Genomic DNA, 17,918 nt, shown 5'->3' with positions numbered 1-17,918 from the left:
GACATCGCCATCCTCACGAGATCGAACATGCCTACTCTGACACCGACCCGCCTGAGCGCCGCGCTGGGCGGCATGCTGCTGAGCGCCGCCGCGCACGCGACACCCGTCTGGATCACGCTCGGCGACACCGCGTTCCGCCAGCTTCAACGCATCGATGCGACCGCAACCGCGCAGTACAGCACGACCGTCGACGCCGGCAAGGCGGCCGACGGCGCCGCGCGCCGCGAAACCGTTCACGTCGTCGAGATCGACGATGCCCGGCTCGGCGAGCTGGCCCACGCCGTCCACCACACGCGCGGCCACGGGCCCGGCTACGTCGTGCACGATTCGTTCGACGACGCGCGGCAGGCGCTGCAGCCGTTGCCGGCGACGCTCGCGAAACAGGCCGCCGCCCCCGCGTACACGGTGTCCAACGTGCCGCAGATCGGCACGTGGGTCCAGCAACTGCAAGCGAGCAACATCGTCGGCACGATCACGTCGCTGTCCGGCTTCACGAACCGCTACTACACGACGTCGCACGGCGTCGCCGCGTCCGACTGGCTCGCGCTGCAGTGGAAGCAGCTGGCGGGCTCACGCGCCGACATCACCGTCGAACAGTTCGCGCACACGGGCTTTCCGCAGAAATCCGTGATCCTGACGATCCGCGGCAGCGATCCGGCCGCGGGCACGGTCGTGCTCGGCGGCCACCTCGATTCGACCGTCGGCCGCACGACGGAGAACTCGCGCTCGCCCGGCGCCGACGACGACGCGTCGGGCATCGCCAGCCTGACCGAGGCGCTGCGCGTGCTGCTCGCGAACAACTACAGGCCGAAACGGACCATCAAGTTCGTCGGGTATGCGGCCGAGGAAGCCGGCCTGCTCGGCTCGAAGGCGATCGCGAAGCAGTTCCGCACGCAGAATGCGAACGTGGTCGGCGTGCTACAGCTCGACATGACGAACTACAAGGGCGATCCGAAGGACATCTACCTGATCACCGACTACACGAACGCCGCGCAGAACACCTATGTGAAGAACCTGGCGGCGACCTACCTGCCGGAGCTCGCGATCGGCACGTCGCAGTGCGGCTATGCGTGCTCGGATCATGCGTCGTGGAATGCGCAGGGGTACCCGGCATCGTTCCCGTTCGAAGCCGACCAGAACGACAGCCCATACATCCACACGGTGAACGACACGCTGGAAAACTCGGATCGACAGGCGAACCATGCGCTGAAGTTCGGCAAGCTCGCGCTCGCCTATGCGGTCGATCTCGGCGGCATTGCCGGCGCGACGATCAAGCGCTGAGCGTGCGTTGCCGAGCGGCTCTCGCGTTCGGCAACGACACGGGCGCCCGTCTGCTTCTGGGGGCGCCCGTTCGAATGCGTTGTCTCGGTCCGGCTAGAATCGTCGTTCGACCACTCGCCACACGCTTGCCCACCATGACCGAACCCATCCGCTCCATCGACGACCTGTCGCCCGCCCGCGTCACGACCGCCTTCGACCTGCCCGGCCATACGACCGTCCGCTCGCTCGGCGTCGCCCAAGGCATCGTCGTGCGCTCGCGCTCGATCGTCGGCTCGTTCGGCGCGTCGCTGCAGACGATCTTCGGCGGCAACATCACGCTCTATACGTCGCTGTGCGAGAAGGCGCGCGAGCAGGCGTTCGACAAGATGCTCGCCGACGCCCGCAAGCTCGGCGCGAACGCGATCGTCGCGATGCGCTACGACTCGACCGAGATCGGCGCGGGCGTGACCGAAGTCATCTGCTACGGCACGGCCGTGCGCGTGACGCAGGATGCATGACGCGTGATGCGCGTCATGCGTCGCGTTCGAGCGACTTCATGCTCGTGAGCTGCGGAAAGAGCCGCATCCATGCGAGCGCGACGGCGATCGTCGCCGCGCCGCCGACGACGATCGCGGCCGGCGCGCCCCACCACGCAGCCGTCACGCCCGATTCGAATTCGCCGAGCTGGTTCGACGTGCCGATGAACAGCGAGTTGACCGCGCTCACGCGGCCGAGCATGTCGTCCGGCGTGCGCAGTTGCACGAGCGACAGTCGCACGACGACGCTGATCACGTCCGATGCGCCGAGCGCGGCCAGCGCCACGAGCGACAACGCGAAGTGCCGCGACAATCCGAACACGATCGTCGCGATGCCGAACGCGATCACGCCGCCGAACATCGCGCGGCCCGGCCGCCCCGTCAACGGGAAACGCGTGAGCCACAGCGTGCCCGCGAGCGCGCCGACCGCCGGCGCCGCGCGCAATGCGCCGAGCCCCCACGGGCCGACCTGCAGGATGTCGCGCGCGTAGATCGGCAGCAGCGCGGTCGCGCCGCCGAACAGCACCGCGAACAGGTCGAGCGACAGCGCGCCGAGGATCGCCGGCTCGCGCCGGATGAACGCGATGCCCGAAAACACCGAGCGCAGCGTGACCGGCTCGCGGGCCGGCGGTGCGGTGCGCAGCGGAATCGTGCCGCTCAGCATCGCCGCGATCGCGAAGGCCGCGACGCTCGTGCCGAACGCGACGGGCGCGCCGACACCGTAGAGCAACCCGCCGAACGCGGGCCCGAGAATCTGCGCGGCCTGGTTCGCGGACGTCGACAGCGCGGTCGCGCGCGGCAGGTCGGTGCGCGGCACGACGGCCGGCAACAAAGACGACACCGACGGCGACTCGAACGCGCGCGCCGTGCCGACGATCGCCGCGAGCGCATACACGGCCGGCGCGGCCAGCCACCCTTGCACCGCGCCGATCAGGAACACGCCGGCGGCCAGCGCCTCGACGCTCTGGCAGATCGTCGCGATGCGCCGGCGGTCGTAGCGGTCGGCCACCTGCCCGACGACGAGCGTCAGCGCGAACATCGGCACGAACTGCGCGAGGCCGACGAGACCGAGCGCGAACGCGCTGTGCGTGAGCGCGTACACATACCAGCCGATCGCAACCGACAGGATCTGGAAAGCCAGGGAAGACATCACGCGCGTGCCCCAGAAACGCTGGAACGGTGCGTGGCGGAACAGATTGGCGGGTAACGGGGATAAAGGACGGGAATCGGGCACGGGGGTGGTCATCGGGATCTCGGTGGAGGCGGTGCGGACGCAACCACTCTTGGAGCGACAACGTCCGCATGTGCGTGCTTGCGCAACGGCTTGCCCATCGCAACGCGATGTCGGTCCCCCGGATCGCGGAGACAGTCGGCTGAACGCGCGGACGCGGCCAAACGGGAATGATATGTCAACGACGAAAAACCCGCCGGGCGTGTGTCCCGGCCCGTATCAAGCCGGCGCGCCGCACAGGAAAATAGCGATTCGTGGATATCCCCCCAAACGACGTCGCTCCCGGCCGCGAGTTGCACGATTGAAACATCTTTAGATAAATCACGGCAATGGGGCGTGCAGGAATCGAATGCCTGCCGTCGACGCAAAGCTGCGTCGCACATGTGCTTCCTTGCTGCGCGCGGGACTTGGCGAATCGGCGCGTCCGTCTGGCGTTTCAGAACTGAAACAACGCTGAGGTCTGAACGTTGCCTCACATCACCTATCGGTCGCTCGGCCTCTTGGTCATTGCGCCACAGCCTGCTGGTCCACTCCTTGCTCAGGTGTTTCGCACACATCCAAGCCGCACGGCCGTAGAGCCCAGTGTCGGTAACGAACAACCATTATGCAGGTCGGGGAAATCATGTCTAAGTACGCTACGGCTGCCATGCGGCTGCCTTTCTCGTATCACCCCTCCCTACACGTTGATTGAGCCGCGCTCACGAGCGCGATGAGAACTCGATACACGACGTGTTCCGGGGGGACGTATGAAATGCAGAAAAGACTTGCATTCGCCACCTTCGAGGCTGGCACGCATCACCGGCGTATTGCCGCTTCCTTCCGGTGCGACAGCGGAGGCCGAGCCCGGCTGGCCAACCAGCACCGCGGCGCTGTCGCAGCGAGCGTTGCAACTTTTGAATGACGGGCACTTTCAACAAAGTGCCGCGTGCGCGAGGCAGGCCATCTCTGTCGATCAGGGCTGCGGCTTCCTGCGTCTGCTCCTGGGTGTGGCATTGAACCAGGGTGGCCGACGACGCGAGGCGCTCGAGGCGTTCGCACGGGCCGCCGCGCTCGCGCCTCATGATCCGCAGATTCGCTACAACCTGGCCGTTGCCTTGCACGAATCCGGGCAGCAAGAACTCGCGATATATGAGTATCGCGCCTGCTTGGAAAGCAATCCGGATTGCGCCAATGCGTTATGGAATTACGGCGAGCTTCTCCGGCTCCGGGAGCATTTCGACAAGGCGCTCGAATGCTTTGAGCGGCTGGCTCACCTCGAGGGCGGATTGCGCGAAAAGGCGGCACACCGAATGGCCGTGTGCTGCGCTTATCTGGGACTGGATGAGCGTGCCCAGGCCCTGTTCGAGACGCAAATCGCCGAAGACAACGATCCGGTCACGCATTGGGAATACGCGCATTTTCTGCTTGGCAGGGGGCGGTTCAGGGACGCCTGGCCACATTATGCGCAGCGTTTCGATGCGGGAAGGGAAATCAGCCTCAAGGGCATGAGCTTGCCGTATTCCGCATGGAGCGGCCAGTTCGAATCGGGCTCGACGTTGATCGTTTCCGGCGAACAGGGTGCCGGTGACGAGATCCTGTTTGCCGCGTTTCTGCCGCTGCTGCTGAAGCGGGCACGGTCGGCCGACATGCGCGTGGTGGTAGTGTGCCGGCCCGCGCTCGTGCGGCTGTTCCGCGAGAGTTTTCCGTCGGCAACGGTATTGGGGGGAATGGTCACGCAAGAGCCAGATCTTCGCGCTTTCGCTCAAGACTCCTCAAGAATCTGGCGAATCTCGATCGGCGATTTGCCTTTGTGGTTGGACAAACCTGAGCCGATCGCTTATCTGAATCCCGCTCCGGAGGATCAGCGCACTGCGCGGCAGTTGATCGCGCAGTCGCGCTCGGGCGATGGCTGCCGGCATATCGGCATCGTGTGGTCGGCCAATCCCGTCTCGACCGCGTCGAACCGGCTTGCGCGCAGTGTGCCGTCGGAGCTGCTGAACGCATATCTGAAAGACATTGGCAGTGTGCACTTCTATTCGCTGATGCCCACTGAACATCGCGCGGTTCTCGCCGGCGTGCCTGATTTGCCTGTTACCGATCTTTCTCATTTTTTGACCGACTTCAGCCGGACTGCAGCGGCAATGCAGTGCCTGGATGAAATCGTATCGGTGTGTACGTCGAGCGCCAACCTTGCGGGTGCGCTTGGGCTGAAGACACATGTGCTTTTGCAAAAGCATGCCGATTGGCGGTGGTTTGGGGACACCGCCTGGTATCCCGATGTCGTGACATACAGGCAAGTAGCGCGCGCGGACTGGGGAACCTGTTTGCAAGCGCTCTCCGCGAACTGGCGCTGATGAGAATTGGGGGAAAACATGAACAAGATCTACAAGTGCATTTTCAGCAAGCAACTGAATCAAATGGTTGTCGTTGCGGAGAGCGCGACGGGACAGGGGAAGTCAGGGGGCCGGTCCCGTGCGATACGGCGAGTGCGGGCCGTTGCTGCTGCCGCGTTGGCGGCTGGCACGTGCATGTCTCTTCCGCAACTGGGATGGGCGGACGGTGTCTGCTATAACCATGGTCCCAGCAACGACACTTGTGGGAGCACCTCCGCGACGTATACGGGAAGCGGGACCAATAACACGTTCTACGGGTATGTGAGCGGGACCGGCGTGACCGGCAACTCCGACACGGGTAACGGTGCCTTTTCGAGCTACAACGTCACGGGCGACTCGAATACGGGTAACGGCGCTAATTCGAGCTACAGCGTTACGGGCAGCAACAACACGGGAAGCGGAGCCAACTCCAGCTATGCCGTGACGGGCAGCAACAATACGGCAGTCGGTGCGAGCGCCGGTCAGTACGTGAACGGTAACGGGAACGTGGCGTTGGGTGCATCTGCTGGATCGGGAACCAGTGGCAGCCCGCTCAATATCACCAACACCACGGCGATCGGCTACAGCGCGACGGCTACGGGGACAAACTCCGTTGCGCTGGGTTCCAGCAGCACCGACGGGGGCGCGGCCAACGTGGTGAGCGTGGGCAGCAACTCGCTGCAGCGCAAGATCATCAATGTGTCGAGCGGGAACGTGGCGTCCGGTTCGACGGATGCGGTTAACGGCGGGCAGCTCTTTTCGCTCTCTACCAGCTTGAGTACGACGAACAGTAACGTCACGAGCCTGTCGACTTCGACTTCGACGGGGATCAGCACGGCGCAAAGCGGTGTGAACTCGCTGTCGACGGGCCTGAGTACGACGAACGGGAAGGTGACGAGCCTGTCGACTTCGACCTCGACGGGGATCAGCACGGCTCAGAGCGGTGTGAGCTCGTTGTCGACGGGGATAAGCACCACCAACAGCAACGTGACGAGTCTGTCGACCTCGGCCTCGACCGGGATCAGCACGGCTCAGAGCGGCGTGAACTCGCTGTCGACGGGTCTGAGCACCGCCAACAGCAACGTGACGAGTCTGTCGACCTCGGTCGCGGCCGGCATCAGCACGGCACAAAGCGGCGTGAGTTCGCTATCGACAGGTCTGAACACGACCGATAGCAACGTGGCGAGTCTGTCGACTTCGGCTGCGGCCGGCATCAGCACGGCGCAAAGCGGCGTGACCTCCCTGTCGACGGGCCTGAACGCCACGAACAACGCCGTCGGTGCGCTATCGACGCAGGAATCGACCGACGTCGGATCGTTGTCGACCAGCCTGAATACGACCAACGGTAATGTCAGTTCGTTGTCGACAGGCCTGAACACCACGAACAGCAACGTGGCGAGCCTGTCGACCTCCACTGCGGTGGGCATCAGCACGGCACAAAGTGGTGTGAGTTCATTATCGACAGGGCTGAACGCAACGAACAGCGCCGTCGGTGCGCTGTCGACGCAGGAATCGACCGACGTGGGTTCACTGTCGACCGGCTTGAATACGGTCAACGGCAACGTCAGCTCGTTGTCGACGGGCCTGAACGCCACGAACAACGCCGTCGGTGCGCTATCGACCCAAGAGTCGACCGACGTCGGATCGCTGTCGACCAGCTTGAATACGACCAACGGCAACGTCAGCTCGCTGTCGACAGGTCTGAGCACCACAAACAGCAACGTGGCGAGTCTGTCGACTTCGGCTGCGGCCGGCATCAGCACGGCACAAAGCGGCGTGAGCTCGCTATCGACAGGTCTGAACACGACCAATAGCGCCCTCGGTGCACTGTCGACCCAGGAGTCGACTGATGTGGGCTCGTTGTCGACCAGCGTGAACACGACCAACGGCAACGTCAGCTCGTTGTCGACGGGCCTGAACGCCACAAACAACGCCGTCGGTGCACTGTCGACACAGGAATCGACCGACGTCGGATCGCTGTCGACCAGCCTGAATACGACCAACGGCAACGTGACGAGCCTGTCGACCTCGGCTGCGACCGGCATCAGCACGGCACAAAGCGGCGTGGCCTCCCTGTCGACGAGCCTGACCACGACCAACAACGCCGTCGGTGCACTGTCGACCCAGGAATCGACTGATGTGGGCTCGTTGTCGACCAGCTTGAATACGACCAACGGCAACGTCAGCTCGTTGTCGACAGGCCTGAACGCCACGAACAACGCCGTCGGTGCGCTGTCGACCCAGGAATCGACTGATGTGGGCTCGTTGTCGACCAGCCTGAATACGACCAACGGCAATGTCAGCTCGTTGTCGACGGGGCTGAGCACCACGAACAACGCCGTCGGTGCGCTATCGACCCAGGAATCGACTGATGTGGGCTCGTTGTCGACCAGCCTGAATACGACCAACGGCAATGTCAGCTCGTTGTCGACGGGGCTGAGCACCACGAACAACGCCGTCGGTGCGCTATCGACGCAGGAATCGACCGACGTCGGATCGTTGTCGACCAGCCTGAATACGACCAACGGCAATGTCAGCTCGTTGTCGACAGGGCTGAGCACCACGAACAACGCCGTTGGTGCGCTATCGACCCAGGAATCGACCGACGTCGGATCGCTGTCGACCAGCCTGAATACGACCAACGGCAACGTCAGCTCGTTGTCGACGGGCCTGAACGCCACGAACAACGCCGTTGGTGCGCTGTCGACGCAGGAATCGACCGACGTCGGATCGCTGTCGACCAGCCTGAACACGACCAACAGCAACGTGACGAGCCTGTCGACGTCAGCCGCGGCCGGCATCAGCACGGCGCAAAGCGGCGTGAGCTCGCTGTCGACGGGCTTGGCCACGACCAACAGCAACGTGACGAGCCTGTCGACGTCGGCCGCAGCCGGCATCAGCACGGCACAAAGCGGCGTGAGCTCCCTGTCGACGGGTCTGACCACCACGAACAGCAACCTTGGGGCGCTGTCGATGCGGGAATCGACCGACGTGGGATCGTTGTCGACCAGCTTGAATACGATCAACAGCAACGTCAGCTCACTGTCGACAAACCTGAACACGACGAACAGCAACGTTAGCTTGCTGTCCACAGGGCTGAATACGACGAACAGCACGGTCGGCTCGCTTTCCACGAGCTTGAACACGACGACCGGCAGGGTCAATTCACTATCGACGAGTCTGAACACGACCAACAACAACGTATCAAGCCTGTCGACATCGGTATCGACAGGAATCAGCGCGGCGGCGAGCGGCGTGACTTCACTCTCCACGAGCCTGAACACGACGAACAGCAATCTGGCGTCGTTGTCGACTTCGTATGCCGGCTCGATTGCCACCTGGCTGAACAGCCTGAGCACGGTCAACAGCAACCTTTCGACGTTGAGCACTTCCACATCGACCAGCGTGGTTCAGCTCTTCACCGGCGTTGCGTCTCTCTCGACCGGCTTGAGTACGACAAACGGCAAGGTGGCGACGTTGAATACCGCGGTGACATCGCTGTCGACGGGATTGGCCTCCCTGTCCACGCAGTTGAACTCCCCGGGGTTCGGCAAAGGCGGGTCGCAAAACACGAGTACGTCTCCTGCTACCGCGCTCTCGACATCGACCTCGACAAGTACCAGTACCGCGCAAAGCACCACATCGACAGGGACGACTTCGCTGTCTACCAGTTCGACTTCGCTCTCGACCGGCACAAGGGCAGTCTCTGCCGCGCAAGCAGTTCAGGGCATGTCGCCAGAGCCGGTCGCGACAGGCGCGGCAGCACAGGTCGCCGACAGTTCCGCCACGGCAGCGGGCGCCAACGCGCTCGCCTCGGGAAACAATTCGGTCGCGCTCGGCGCGGGAGCGATAGCAACAGCGGCGAATTCGGTCGCGCTCGGCGCGGGCTCAATCGCGACCGAATCGAACACGGTGTCCGTGGGCTCGCCAGGCAACGAGCGCAGGATCACGAATCTGGCGCCTGGTATGAACCCGACGGACGCGGTCAACATGTCGCAATTGGGAGCCGTGCAGTCGAACGTGAATCAAGTGGCAAGGATGGCCTATTCCGGAATTGCCAGTGCCGCCGCGCTGACGATGATTCCTGAAGTTGATCCCGGGAAGACGCTCTCGTTCGGCATAGGTACGGCCGGCTACCAGGGATATCAGGCAGTGGCCCTTGGTTTTACCGCTCGAATCACGAACAACCTGAAGGTCAAGGGAGGGGTGGCGATCAACGGTGCGGGCGGCAATACGTACGGTGCTGGCGCAGCCTACCAGTGGTAAGCGACGCACGCGCTCTCGGGTGAACAATCATGCGAATCGGAATGTCGGTTTTCACGCATGCGGGCGCGGGTGCCGACGATTCCGGTGACGATCCCGAGGCAGTGACCGGGTAGCCGGCATTGACCGGACGGATCTCGTGCCCGCTACCCCCCGTCGAACAAAAAAAAGCGCGAACCGTGGTTCGCGCCAAAGAGAGACCTCGCTGAAGACGTCACATCATCCTGCCACGCCGCTTAGAACGAATGCCGCATCCCGATCCGCACGTCGGCCTGCGTCTGCGTCGTCGACGGCGTGAAGCTGTAGCCGATCACCGCATCGACGCCCTGCGACGCACGCAGGTAATCGCCGGAGATGTAGATGTCGGTGCGCTTCGACAGCAGGTAGTGCAGGCCGGCCGTGCCCTGGTTCCAGTGATGGCCTTCGAAGCGCGTGTGCTGGTAGCCCGCGATGAAGCTGAGTGCCGGCGTGAACTGGTACAGGCCGCCGCCTTCGTACACCTGCATGTGCGACGACTGGCCGAAGCCCTTGATCGTCGTGTACGAGTAGTTCGCGTCGAGCGTCAGCTTGCCGATCGTGTAGCTGGTGCCGATGCCGAACGTGCCCTGGCTGTCGACGTCCATCGCGGTGTTCGAGAACAGGTCGGTGCGGGCGCCGGTCGCCGGATCGACGGTGACGGTCTGCTGGCCGAGGAACGTATGCGTGCCGATCATCGCGTACGGGTCGAACGCGTAGATGCCGTTCGGGTTGTTCAGGCGCGTGTACGCGGCGCCGATCGAGAAGTCGCCCTTCGTGAAGCTCGCGCCCGCGCTCCAGGCGCTGTTGCGATGGAAGTTGCCCGCGACGTTGCCGAACGAATACATCGCGCCGAACTTGAAGCCGCTCAGGTCGTTCGACAGGAACTTCACCGAATTCGGCAGACGGTCGCCGTTGAAGCGGTCGAAGTCGCCCTGGTGGATCGCATAGCCGCTGCCCCACGCCGAGATGTTGTAGATCGACACGAGTTCGTTCGTGATGTCGAGCTGGTTGCCGAACGACAGCGTGCCCCAGTCGTTCTGCAGGCCGACATACGCCTGCCGGCCGAATTCCGCGCCGCCGAAGCCGAGTTGCCCGTTGCCGAGGTGGAAGCCGCTCTCGAGGGTGAACACGGCCTTCAGGCCGCCGCCCAGGTCTTCGGTGCCCTTGAGGCCGAAACGGTTTCCGTAGGCGATGCCGTCGTCGAACTTGACCACGTGCGAGCCGCCCGTGTTGTTCACGTACGTGATGCCCGCGTCGAGAATCCCGTACAGCGTCACGCTGCTCTGCGCATGCCCGATGGCGGGAATACAGGCCGCGCATGCAAGCGCGGCGGCTACGGCGACTTTCTTTTGCTTCATTGTCGACCACCCTCCCTGAACCGTTCGATGGAAAGAACCGTGGCCTGGCGCGTGCCGCAATACGCCGGCTGATTCGAATTCGGTACGTCTGCTGGCTCCGCTATTTCGTTTTCCGCAATAACGCAGCCATTGGCGAAAAATACAAACCCATATTTCCGGTCACCCGTCTGAAGGCGACACTAAATGGTCACGATGCGACGGGTCGGGAAAACACGTAGACGGGCGGCACGGCAAAAACCGGCCGCCAGGAGGAAGGCAATCAGCGGCCGTCGAGGGCCGCGCGCACGGCCGGCAGGCCCGGTGCGCCGGTCGCCGTCGTCACGCCGTCGAGCCAGCCGGCGAGCAGCGCGGGCTCGGCCTTCAGCGCATGCTGCGCCGCGAGCGCGGGCGACGTCTTGTGGTCGAGCATGTCGGCGATCATCCGGTTCTCGACGTCGACGGAGAACGTCATCTGCCGGAACAGCCGCGCGAGGTTCGTGCACTGGCCGGCGAACCCGGCACGCGTGACCGTGTTGACCGTCGCACCGCCGTAGTTCGGTCCAAAGTACGCATCGCCGCCCGACAGATACGTCAGATGAAACTTCGTGTTCATCAGATGCGGTTCCCACGCGAGAAACACGATCCAGCGCTTGTCGCGCACCGCGCGCTCGACCTGCGTGAGCATGCCCGTCTCGCTCGATTCGACGAGCGACCAGTTCGCGGACCCCAGCGCGTGGTCGGACAGCATCCGCTTGATGTTCTGGTTCGCGGGCGCGCCGGGCTCGATCCCGTAGATCTTGCCGCCGAAGCGGTCCGCGTAGCGCGCGAGATCGGCGAACGTGTGCACGCCGGCCGCGGCCACATAGTCGGGCACCGCGAGCGTGAACTTCGCGCCGCTCAGGTTCGCGTGCAGCACGTCGATCGATTTCTCGTCGACGAACGGCTTCACGAGCGGCGCCTGCGCGGGCATCCAGTTGCCGAGGAACACGTCGACCTGCCCTTTCTTCAACCCCTGGTACGTGATCGGCACCGACAGGTTCGCGACGTCCTGCCGGTAGCCGAGCGCCTTCAGCACGACGCCCGCCATCGCGTTCGTCGCGTCGATGTCGGTCCAGCCGGGCGCCGCCATCTTCACGTCGCCGCAGGTCTGCGGATCGGCGGCGGACGCAGGCTGCGTCGCCGCCACGCACGCGGCGGCGGCGAACACCGCGCCGATCCTTCGGAATGCTGCATTGCGTTGCCGTTTCATGGTTCGCTTCCTCCGTCGTTCTTCAATGATCGCTGCGGGACGTTCAACGCCCGACGCGCGGAAAACGCGCCATCGCTTCGAGCGTATCGAGTTCGATGTGATTGCGCATGTAGCGCTGGCTCGCGTCGGTGAACGGCTGCCAGTCCCACGCGTGGATGCGGCCCTGCGTCGTCGCCGCGTAATGGAAGCGCCGGCGTCGCTGGCTCGCGCGCACCTGCCGGTCGAGTTCGGGCAGGTTCCAGCGCTGCGCGGCCTCCGCGCGGAATGCGGCGAGCACGTCGGCGGCTTCCGGCTGCCCGGCCAGGTTCGTCAGCTCGCGCGGGTCGTCCGACAGGTGGTAGAGCTGGTCGGGATCGGCCGGGCAATGCACGTATTTCCAGTCGCCGCGCCGAATCATCACCACCGGCGCGAGCGCGCCTTCCGCGAGGTATTCGCCGAGCGCGACGTCGTGCGCGGGCGTGCCCTGCAGGTGCGGCACGAGGCTCGCGCCATCGACCGGGTCCGGCCAGCCGCCGGCTGGCGCCGCGCCGGCCAGATCGACGAGCGTCGGCAGCAGGTCGACGTGCGACACGGGCCCGCGCACGCGCGCGGCATCGAAGCGGCCCGGCGCATGCACGATCAGCGGCACGCGGCAGCCGCCCTCGAAAAACGTCATCTTGTACCAGAGCCCGCGCTCGCCGAGCATGTCGCCGTGGTCGGACGTGACGATCACGATCGTATCGTCGGCGAACCCGCATTGCTCGAGCGCGGCCAGCACGCTGCCGAACTGCGTGTCCACGTACGACGTCGCGCCGTAATACGCGCGACGCGCGGCGCGGATCTGCGCGTCGGTCGGCGGCGTGCGGTCGTTTTCGCAGACGAAGCGTAGCCGCTGCGAATGCGGATCGCTTTCGGCCGCATCGAGCCGCACGGCCGGCATGTCGATTTCTTCGTCGCCGTACAGATCCCAGTATTCGCGCGTGATCGCATACGGGTCGTGCGGATGGGTCAACGACACGACCATGCAGAACGGCCGCGCATCGTGCCCGGCCGCGCGTTCGCGCGCGACGTCGTACAGCTTCTGCTTCGCGGCGAACGTCACTTCGTCGTCGAAGTCGAGCTGATTCGTGCGCACGCAGGGGCCCGCATCAAGCACCGAGCTCATGTTGTGATACCAGCTCGGCCGCTCCGTCGGGCTGTCCCAGTTCGGCACCCAGCCGAAATCGGCCGGATAGATGTCGGTCGTGAGTCGCTCCTCGAAGCCGTGCAACTGATCGGGCCCGCAGAAATGCATCTTGCCGGACAGCATCGTCCGGTAGCCGCCCGCGCGCAGGTAATGCGCGAACGTCAGCGTTTGCGCCGGCAATTCGGCGGCGTTATCGTAGGCGCCGATGCCCGACGGCAGCTTGCCGGTCAGCAGCGAGAAGCGCGACGGCGCGCATAGCGGGCTCGCGCAGTACGCGGCGTCGAACACCACGCCTTCGGCGGCGAGCCGGTCGAGCGTCGGCGTGCGGGCGACGCGGTTGCCGTACGCGGGCAGCGCGAACGGCGTGAGCTGGTCGGCCATCAGGATCAGGATGTTGGGTGTCGGGTTCGTCATCGGCGATCGTGGGGAAAGCGGTGTTCGAATGGAACGGCGCGCCGCTTTGGCAGCGAGACGTCCGGCATGACGGAGGCGATCCGCAGAAACCGCCGCGCGCGGGGGCCGCGCTGGCTAGAATCGCGGAATGCGTGGCGCGCTGGCGCATGAAGCGCATCTGCCGCACCGTCCGCTGCACTATCGCCCGCCCGAATTCGCGCGGGTAGGCGTCCGGCCCTTATGGGGCCATTAGAGGGACTTATGTCGAAATCCGAACCGTTACCGTCGATGCAGGCGCTGCGCGCGTTCGAATCGGCCGCCCGGCTCGCGAGCTTCACGGCCGCCGCGCGCGAGCTCGGCTCGACGCAGCCGGCCGTGAGCCAGCAGGTGTTCCAGCTCGAAGCCGAACTCGGCGTGCCGCTGTTCGAACGCAGCCCGCGCGGCGTCACGCTGACGGCCGACGGCCAGTGCCTGTACGAAGCCGTGCGGCTGAGCCTCGACACGCTGCGCGGCGCGACCGCGACGCTGCGTGCGCGCCGCGAGCACGGCGCGCTCACGATCGTCACCGATTTCGGTTTCGCGACCTACTGGCTGATGCCGCGCCTGGCCGGGCTGAAGCACGTGATGCCGGACGTCGACGTGCGCGTCGTCACGTCACAGGATTACGACGCACAGCGCGACCATGGCGACATCGCGATCCTGTTCGGCGACGGCCACTGGCCGTCGTGCACGGCCGCGCGGCTGTTTCCGGAATCCGTCACGCCGGTCTGCTCGCCCGCGTTCCGCGACGCGCACCCGGACGTCGTGCGGGCCGACCATCTGCTCGCACTGCCGCTGCTGCACGTGCAGCCGACGCGCCCCGAGCGCTGGCTGTCGTGGTCGGGCTGGTTCGACGCGCACGGGCTCGAACCGCCGGCCGCCGCGCGCGGCGTGACCTTCAACAGCTATGCGCTCGTGATCCATGCGGCACTGCTCGGCGAAGGCGTCGCGCTCGGCTGGGCGCCGCTCGTCGACGAACTCGTCGCGTCCGGCCAGCTCGTGAAGCTGGTCGACGCGCCCGTCGTCACGTCGCGCGGCTACTTCCTGGTGCGCCCGCCGCAGCGGCCCGAGCCGGACGCGACCCACGTGTTCCGGCGCTGGCTGCTCGACGCGTGCGCGGCGGCCTGACGCGGCGCGCCCGCCCCGTTTCCGTTCCCCCTTCCCCGCTCCCGGGCCCGCGCCCGCTGGCGCGCCGATACCAGCCACACGGCGCGTTGGTTCTATCCGCCCCGGAATCGTCCTGATTTACTTGAGCCTCCCGCTACCCGCGCGGCGCGGCGCTGTCGTGCGCCGTCGCGCGGCCGTGCGCCCCACGCCATCCGAGGAGTCTCATGACCGCCGAGCACCGCCCCGATCAATTCGTCCTGACACTGTCGTGCCCGAGCGCGGCCGGTCAGGTCGCCGCCGTCGTCGGCTTTCTCGATCGCCATCGCTGCTACGTCGATGCGCTGAACGTGTTCGACGACGATCTCAGCAACCGCTTCTTCGTGCGCTGCGTCTTTCATCCGACGGATGAGACGTTGCAGATCGACGCGCTGCGTCAGGAATTCGGGCCGATCGCGGCCGGACTCGGCGGCCGCGACGGCGACATCCAATGGGCGATCCACGACGTCAATGCGCGGCCGAAGGTGCTGATCATGGTGTCGAAGCTCGAGCACTGCCTCGCGGATCTGCTGTTCCGCTGGCGGATGGGCGAGCTGAAGATGGACATCGTCGGCATCGTGTCGAACCACCCCGACTTCGAGCCGCTCGCCGTGCAGCACGGGCTGCCGTTCCGGCACTTCCCGATCACGGCCGACACCAAGGCGCAGCAGGAAGCGCAATGGCTCGACTTCTTCGAATCGAGCGGCGCCGAGCTCGTGATCCTCGCACGCTACATGCAGGTGCTGTCGCAGGAGACGAGCGCGAAGCTCGCGAACCGCGCGATCAACATCCATCACTCGTTCCTGCCCGGCTTCAAGGGCGCGAAGCCGTATCACCAGGCCCATGCGCGCGGCGTGAAGCTGATCGGCGCGACCGCGCACTTCGTCACCGACGATCTCGACGAAGGCCCGATCATCGAGCAGGTCGTCGAGCGCGTCGATCATGCGCTGCGACCGGAGCAACTGCTCGCGGTGGGGCGCGACGTCGAAAGCCTCACGCTCGCGCGCGCGGTGAAGGCGTTCATCGAGCGGCGGGTGTTTTTGAATGGCGACCGGACGGTGGTATTTCCGTAAGCGGATCGCAGCTGCGCTCGAACGCGGCGTCAACGAACAAGGCCCGACCGGCGTGTAACCGGTCGGGCCTTTTTTGTCGTCGTGCTGCGCCGGCGCTTCGCGCGATGGCCCCGTGTGCGGTTTCCGAAGCCAACGCGTGCCCCGACAGCACGCATTACCGCGTCACTTCACCCACGCGAAGTAATACGACAACCCGATCGTCAACCCCGCGCCGATCAGCGCCGCATACGGCATCAGGCTCAGCCACGGCGCGCGCTTCGGCACTTCCAGCTCCATGTCGCGCTGCATCTGCGCGGGGAAGCGGCCGCGATCCTGCCAGTAGTGGCGATAGAGGAACACCGGCACGATCAGCAGCATCGCGATCAGCCCGTTGCGCAGCGTGCCTTCGCCTTGCAGGTTCGCACCCGCGCCGACGTAGACGAGGTTCGCGTACCCGCAAATCGCGCCGCCGACGAGCAGCCAGGTCGGACAACGGAACGGCCGATCCCAGTTGCCGCGATCCATCCGGTGGATCCAGCCGGACTGAAGATTCAGGAATACGAACAGCATGTAGCAGACGTTCGAAATCGACAGCACCGTCATGTAGTCCGACATCATCAGCAACACGAGGTTGAAGCCGAGGTCGGTCCACATCGCGCGCGTGGGCGAGCCGTGCTCGTTCACGTGCGACAGGTACTTCGGCAGCCAGCCGTCGACCGATGCCTGGTACAGCGTGCGCGACGAGCCCATCATCGACGTCATCACGATCAGCAGGATCGACAGCATCAGCATCACGACGACCGCATTCGCGACCCACGCGCCGCCGCCGACGATCTTCGCCATCGCGGCCGCGACGCCGGTGCCGTCGCCGATCGCCGGATCGAGCATCGCCTGCGTGCCGAGCGCGCCCTGGAACGCGAGCGGGACGAGCGTCATCACGACCAGACACAGCGCACCCGACCAGAAGATCGCCTTGGCCGTATCGCGCCGCGGATCGCGGAATTCACGCGTGTAGCAGACGGCCGTCTCGAAACCGTACGACGCCCAGCCGGCCATGAACATTGCGCCGAGCGCCATCGTCACGCCCTGCCCGTTCCACGAGCCGAACGTCGCGGCCGTGAGGTTGCCCTGCGCGTCGTGACCGAGCGGCAAGAGCGGCAGCAGGTTCGACATCGGCACGTCGCCGGTGACGAACGGCACGATGCCGACGATCAAGAGCGGCGTGAGCGACGCAATGCCGAGAATGCGCTGCGTACGTGCAGCCTTCGACGCACCGCTGTGCTGAAGCTTGAACGTGATGAGAAGCAGAATCGTCGCGATGATGAACGTCGCGTTGATTCGCAGGGAGAGACCGGGCTTGATGAACCCGAGATCCGCCACCTTGAGCTGCCAGTGCAGCACCGCCGCATTGGCGGGAAAGAGACTCGTGAGCGCATAGCTCGCCGCGAGGCCGCAGCCGAGCGCAAGCATCGGCGACCACGCGAGCCAGTTGCACCACACGGAAACCGGGGCAATCAGCTTGCTGTAACGGACCCAGCCAATCGCGCCGTACACCGACGCGCCGCCCGATTTATGGGGAAATAGCCCCGATATTTCCGCATAAGTCGCGCTTTGAATCAGCCCCATCGTGATCGCGGCGATCCAGATCGCCCACGCGGGCTGGCCGATCGTCGCGCATACGCCGCCGATCGTGAACAGCACGCCTGCCGGCACGCCGCTCGTCACCCAAAAAGCGTCTTTCCAGGTCAGGCCACGATGCAGCGTGTGGCCCGTCGAATCATGTGAGATCGTTGCCTCGACATCACTGGTGCGATTCGCACGCAGTCCTGCTTGACTCATCCAATTCCTCCTCTCGATCAGAGTTGGCGCTTCAGCGCTTAC

The 17,918-nt window shown here is 65.1% G+C and carries 14 protein-coding genes and 1 pseudogene; 7 read left to right on the top strand and 8 right to left on the bottom strand.

The window, feature by feature from the left end; translation table 11 throughout:
* The first annotated feature begins 27 nt into the window (after positions 1 to 27).
* The gene (locus tag J8I35_RS23020) at positions 28 to 1,281 is read left to right on the top strand and encodes a M20/M25/M40 family metallo-hydrolase (protein ID WP_124594763.1); all 1,254 of its coding nucleotides are present in this window, start codon (positions 28 to 30) and stop codon (positions 1,279 to 1,281) included.
* Between the two features lie 134 nt (positions 1,282 to 1,415).
* Positions 1,416 to 1,778 (top strand): YbjQ family protein, encoded by a 363-nt coding sequence (locus tag J8I35_RS23015; protein ID WP_050012310.1) that lies wholly within the window; start codon positions 1,416 to 1,418, stop codon positions 1,776 to 1,778.
* 13 nt (positions 1,779 to 1,791) lie between these two features.
* On the opposite strand, the gene J8I35_RS23010 is transcribed toward J8I35_RS23015, so the two are convergent.
* Positions 1,792 to 3,042: an MFS transporter gene (locus J8I35_RS23010; RefSeq protein WP_209926996.1), complete on the bottom strand. Its 1,251-nt coding sequence runs from the start codon at positions 3,040 to 3,042 to the stop codon at positions 1,792 to 1,794.
* Positions 3,043 to 3,791: 749 nt separating this feature from the next.
* Between J8I35_RS23010 and J8I35_RS23005 the strand changes: the two genes are divergently transcribed.
* Together J8I35_RS23005 and J8I35_RS34995 are read left to right on the top strand one after the other, a co-directional pair.
* Positions 3,792 to 5,360 carry a tetratricopeptide repeat protein gene (locus tag J8I35_RS23005; RefSeq protein ID WP_209926994.1) on the top strand — a complete coding sequence of 523 codons (1,569 nt, stop codon included), beginning with the start codon at positions 3,792 to 3,794 and terminating at the stop codon, positions 5,358 to 5,360.
* 18 nt (positions 5,361 to 5,378) lie between these two features.
* Positions 5,379 to 5,510, top strand: a pseudogene (locus J8I35_RS34995) (ESPR domain-containing protein); the annotation flags it as partial.
* Between the two features lie 449 nt (positions 5,511 to 5,959).
* Here J8I35_RS34995 and J8I35_RS34990 read toward each other — a convergent pair.
* The 3 genes from J8I35_RS34990 to J8I35_RS34655 all read right to left on the bottom strand — a co-directional run bounded on the left by J8I35_RS34990 (position 5,960) and on the right by J8I35_RS34655 (position 9,073).
* Positions 5,960 to 6,310 carry a hypothetical protein gene (locus J8I35_RS34990; RefSeq protein WP_348522278.1) on the bottom strand — a complete coding sequence of 117 codons (351 nt, stop codon included), beginning with the start codon at positions 6,308 to 6,310 and terminating at the stop codon, positions 5,960 to 5,962.
* Between the two features lie 99 nt (positions 6,311 to 6,409).
* Positions 6,410 to 8,773 carry a hypothetical protein gene (locus J8I35_RS34660; protein WP_245170385.1) on the bottom strand — a complete coding sequence of 788 codons (2,364 nt, stop codon included), beginning with the start codon at positions 8,771 to 8,773 and terminating at the stop codon, positions 6,410 to 6,412.
* A 15-nt stretch (positions 8,774 to 8,788) separates the two neighbouring features.
* Positions 8,789 to 9,073: a hypothetical protein gene (locus tag J8I35_RS34655; RefSeq protein WP_245170384.1), complete on the bottom strand. Its 285-nt coding sequence runs from the start codon at positions 9,071 to 9,073 to the stop codon at positions 8,789 to 8,791.
* Between the two features lie 34 nt (positions 9,074 to 9,107).
* Between J8I35_RS34655 and J8I35_RS34650 the strand changes: the two genes are divergently transcribed.
* Positions 9,108 to 9,644 carry a YadA C-terminal domain-containing protein gene (locus J8I35_RS34650; RefSeq protein ID WP_245170375.1) on the top strand — a complete coding sequence of 179 codons (537 nt, stop codon included), beginning with the start codon at positions 9,108 to 9,110 and terminating at the stop codon, positions 9,642 to 9,644.
* A gap of 233 nt (positions 9,645 to 9,877) precedes the next feature.
* Here J8I35_RS34650 and J8I35_RS22995 read toward each other — a convergent pair whose 3' ends face one another.
* The 3 genes from J8I35_RS22995 to betC all read right to left on the bottom strand — a co-directional run bounded on the left by J8I35_RS22995 (position 9,878) and on the right by betC (position 13,824).
* The gene (locus J8I35_RS22995) at positions 9,878 to 11,017 is read right to left on the bottom strand and encodes a porin (protein ID WP_050012308.1); all 1,140 of its coding nucleotides are present in this window, start codon (positions 11,015 to 11,017) and stop codon (positions 9,878 to 9,880) included.
* A 259-nt stretch (positions 11,018 to 11,276) separates the two neighbouring features.
* Positions 11,277 to 12,245 carry a choline ABC transporter substrate-binding protein gene (gene choX, locus J8I35_RS22990; RefSeq protein ID WP_209926990.1) on the bottom strand — a complete coding sequence of 323 codons (969 nt, stop codon included), beginning with the start codon at positions 12,243 to 12,245 and terminating at the stop codon, positions 11,277 to 11,279.
* 43 nt (positions 12,246 to 12,288) lie between these two features.
* Positions 12,289 to 13,824, bottom strand: a complete 1,536-nt coding sequence (gene betC / locus J8I35_RS22985; RefSeq protein ID WP_209926988.1) for a choline-sulfatase — start codon at positions 13,822 to 13,824, stop codon at positions 12,289 to 12,291.
* Between the two features lie 240 nt (positions 13,825 to 14,064).
* Here betC and J8I35_RS22980 point away from each other — a divergent pair, with 240 nt between their 5' ends.
* Both J8I35_RS22980 and purU read left to right on the top strand, forming a co-directional pair.
* Complete coding sequence (locus J8I35_RS22980; RefSeq protein ID WP_124555535.1) at positions 14,065 to 14,970, top strand: LysR family transcriptional regulator; 906 nt, start codon at positions 14,065 to 14,067, stop codon at positions 14,968 to 14,970.
* Positions 14,971 to 15,173: 203 nt separating this feature from the next.
* Positions 15,174 to 16,058 (top strand): formyltetrahydrofolate deformylase, encoded by an 885-nt coding sequence (purU, locus tag J8I35_RS22975; RefSeq protein ID WP_050012304.1) that lies wholly within the window; start codon positions 15,174 to 15,176, stop codon positions 16,056 to 16,058.
* Between the two features lie 162 nt (positions 16,059 to 16,220).
* Here the strand turns inward: purU and J8I35_RS22970 are convergent, their stop codons facing one another.
* Positions 16,221 to 17,876 carry an APC family permease gene (locus tag J8I35_RS22970; RefSeq protein ID WP_209926986.1) on the bottom strand — a complete coding sequence of 552 codons (1,656 nt, stop codon included), beginning with the start codon at positions 17,874 to 17,876 and terminating at the stop codon, positions 16,221 to 16,223.
* Positions 17,877 to 17,918: the final 42 nt, after the last annotated feature.

The sequence above is a fragment of the Burkholderia sp. CpTa8-5 genome, assembly GCF_017815045.1.
In the GTDB taxonomy this organism is placed as follows: domain Bacteria; phylum Pseudomonadota; class Gammaproteobacteria; order Burkholderiales; family Burkholderiaceae; genus Burkholderia; species Burkholderia sola.
The sequence above is the reverse complement of the archived record's forward strand: the minus strand, read 5'-3'. Positions and strand labels throughout refer to the sequence as shown.

What these genes read in the sequence shown, in the direction of transcription:
- J8I35_RS22970 (WP_209926986.1), bottom strand. Translation starts at nt 17,876, where the DNA reads ATGAGTCAAGCAGGACTGCGTGCGAATCGCACCAGTGATGTCGAGGCA.
- J8I35_RS22980 (WP_124555535.1), top strand. Translation starts at nt 14,065, where the DNA reads ATGTCGAAATCCGAACCGTTACCGTCGATGCAGGCGCTGCGCGCGTTC.
- J8I35_RS23015 (WP_050012310.1), top strand. Translation starts at nt 1,416, where the DNA reads ATGACCGAACCCATCCGCTCCATCGACGACCTGTCGCCCGCCCGCGTC.
- J8I35_RS22995 (WP_050012308.1), bottom strand. Translation starts at nt 11,017, where the DNA reads ATGAAGCAAAAGAAAGTCGCCGTAGCCGCCGCGCTTGCATGCGCGGCC.
- choX (WP_209926990.1), bottom strand. Translation starts at nt 12,245, where the DNA reads ATGAAACGGCAACGCAATGCAGCATTCCGAAGGATCGGCGCGGTGTTC.
- purU (WP_050012304.1), top strand. Translation starts at nt 15,174, where the DNA reads ATGACCGCCGAGCACCGCCCCGATCAATTCGTCCTGACACTGTCGTGC.
- J8I35_RS34650 (WP_245170375.1), top strand. Translation starts at nt 9,108, where the DNA reads ATGTCGCCAGAGCCGGTCGCGACAGGCGCGGCAGCACAGGTCGCCGAC.
- betC (WP_209926988.1), bottom strand. Translation starts at nt 13,824, where the DNA reads ATGACGAACCCGACACCCAACATCCTGATCCTGATGGCCGACCAGCTC.
- J8I35_RS23010 (WP_209926996.1), bottom strand. Translation starts at nt 3,042, where the DNA reads ATGACCACCCCCGTGCCCGATTCCCGTCCTTTATCCCCGTTACCCGCC.
- J8I35_RS23020 (WP_124594763.1), top strand. Translation starts at nt 28, where the DNA reads ATGCCTACTCTGACACCGACCCGCCTGAGCGCCGCGCTGGGCGGCATG.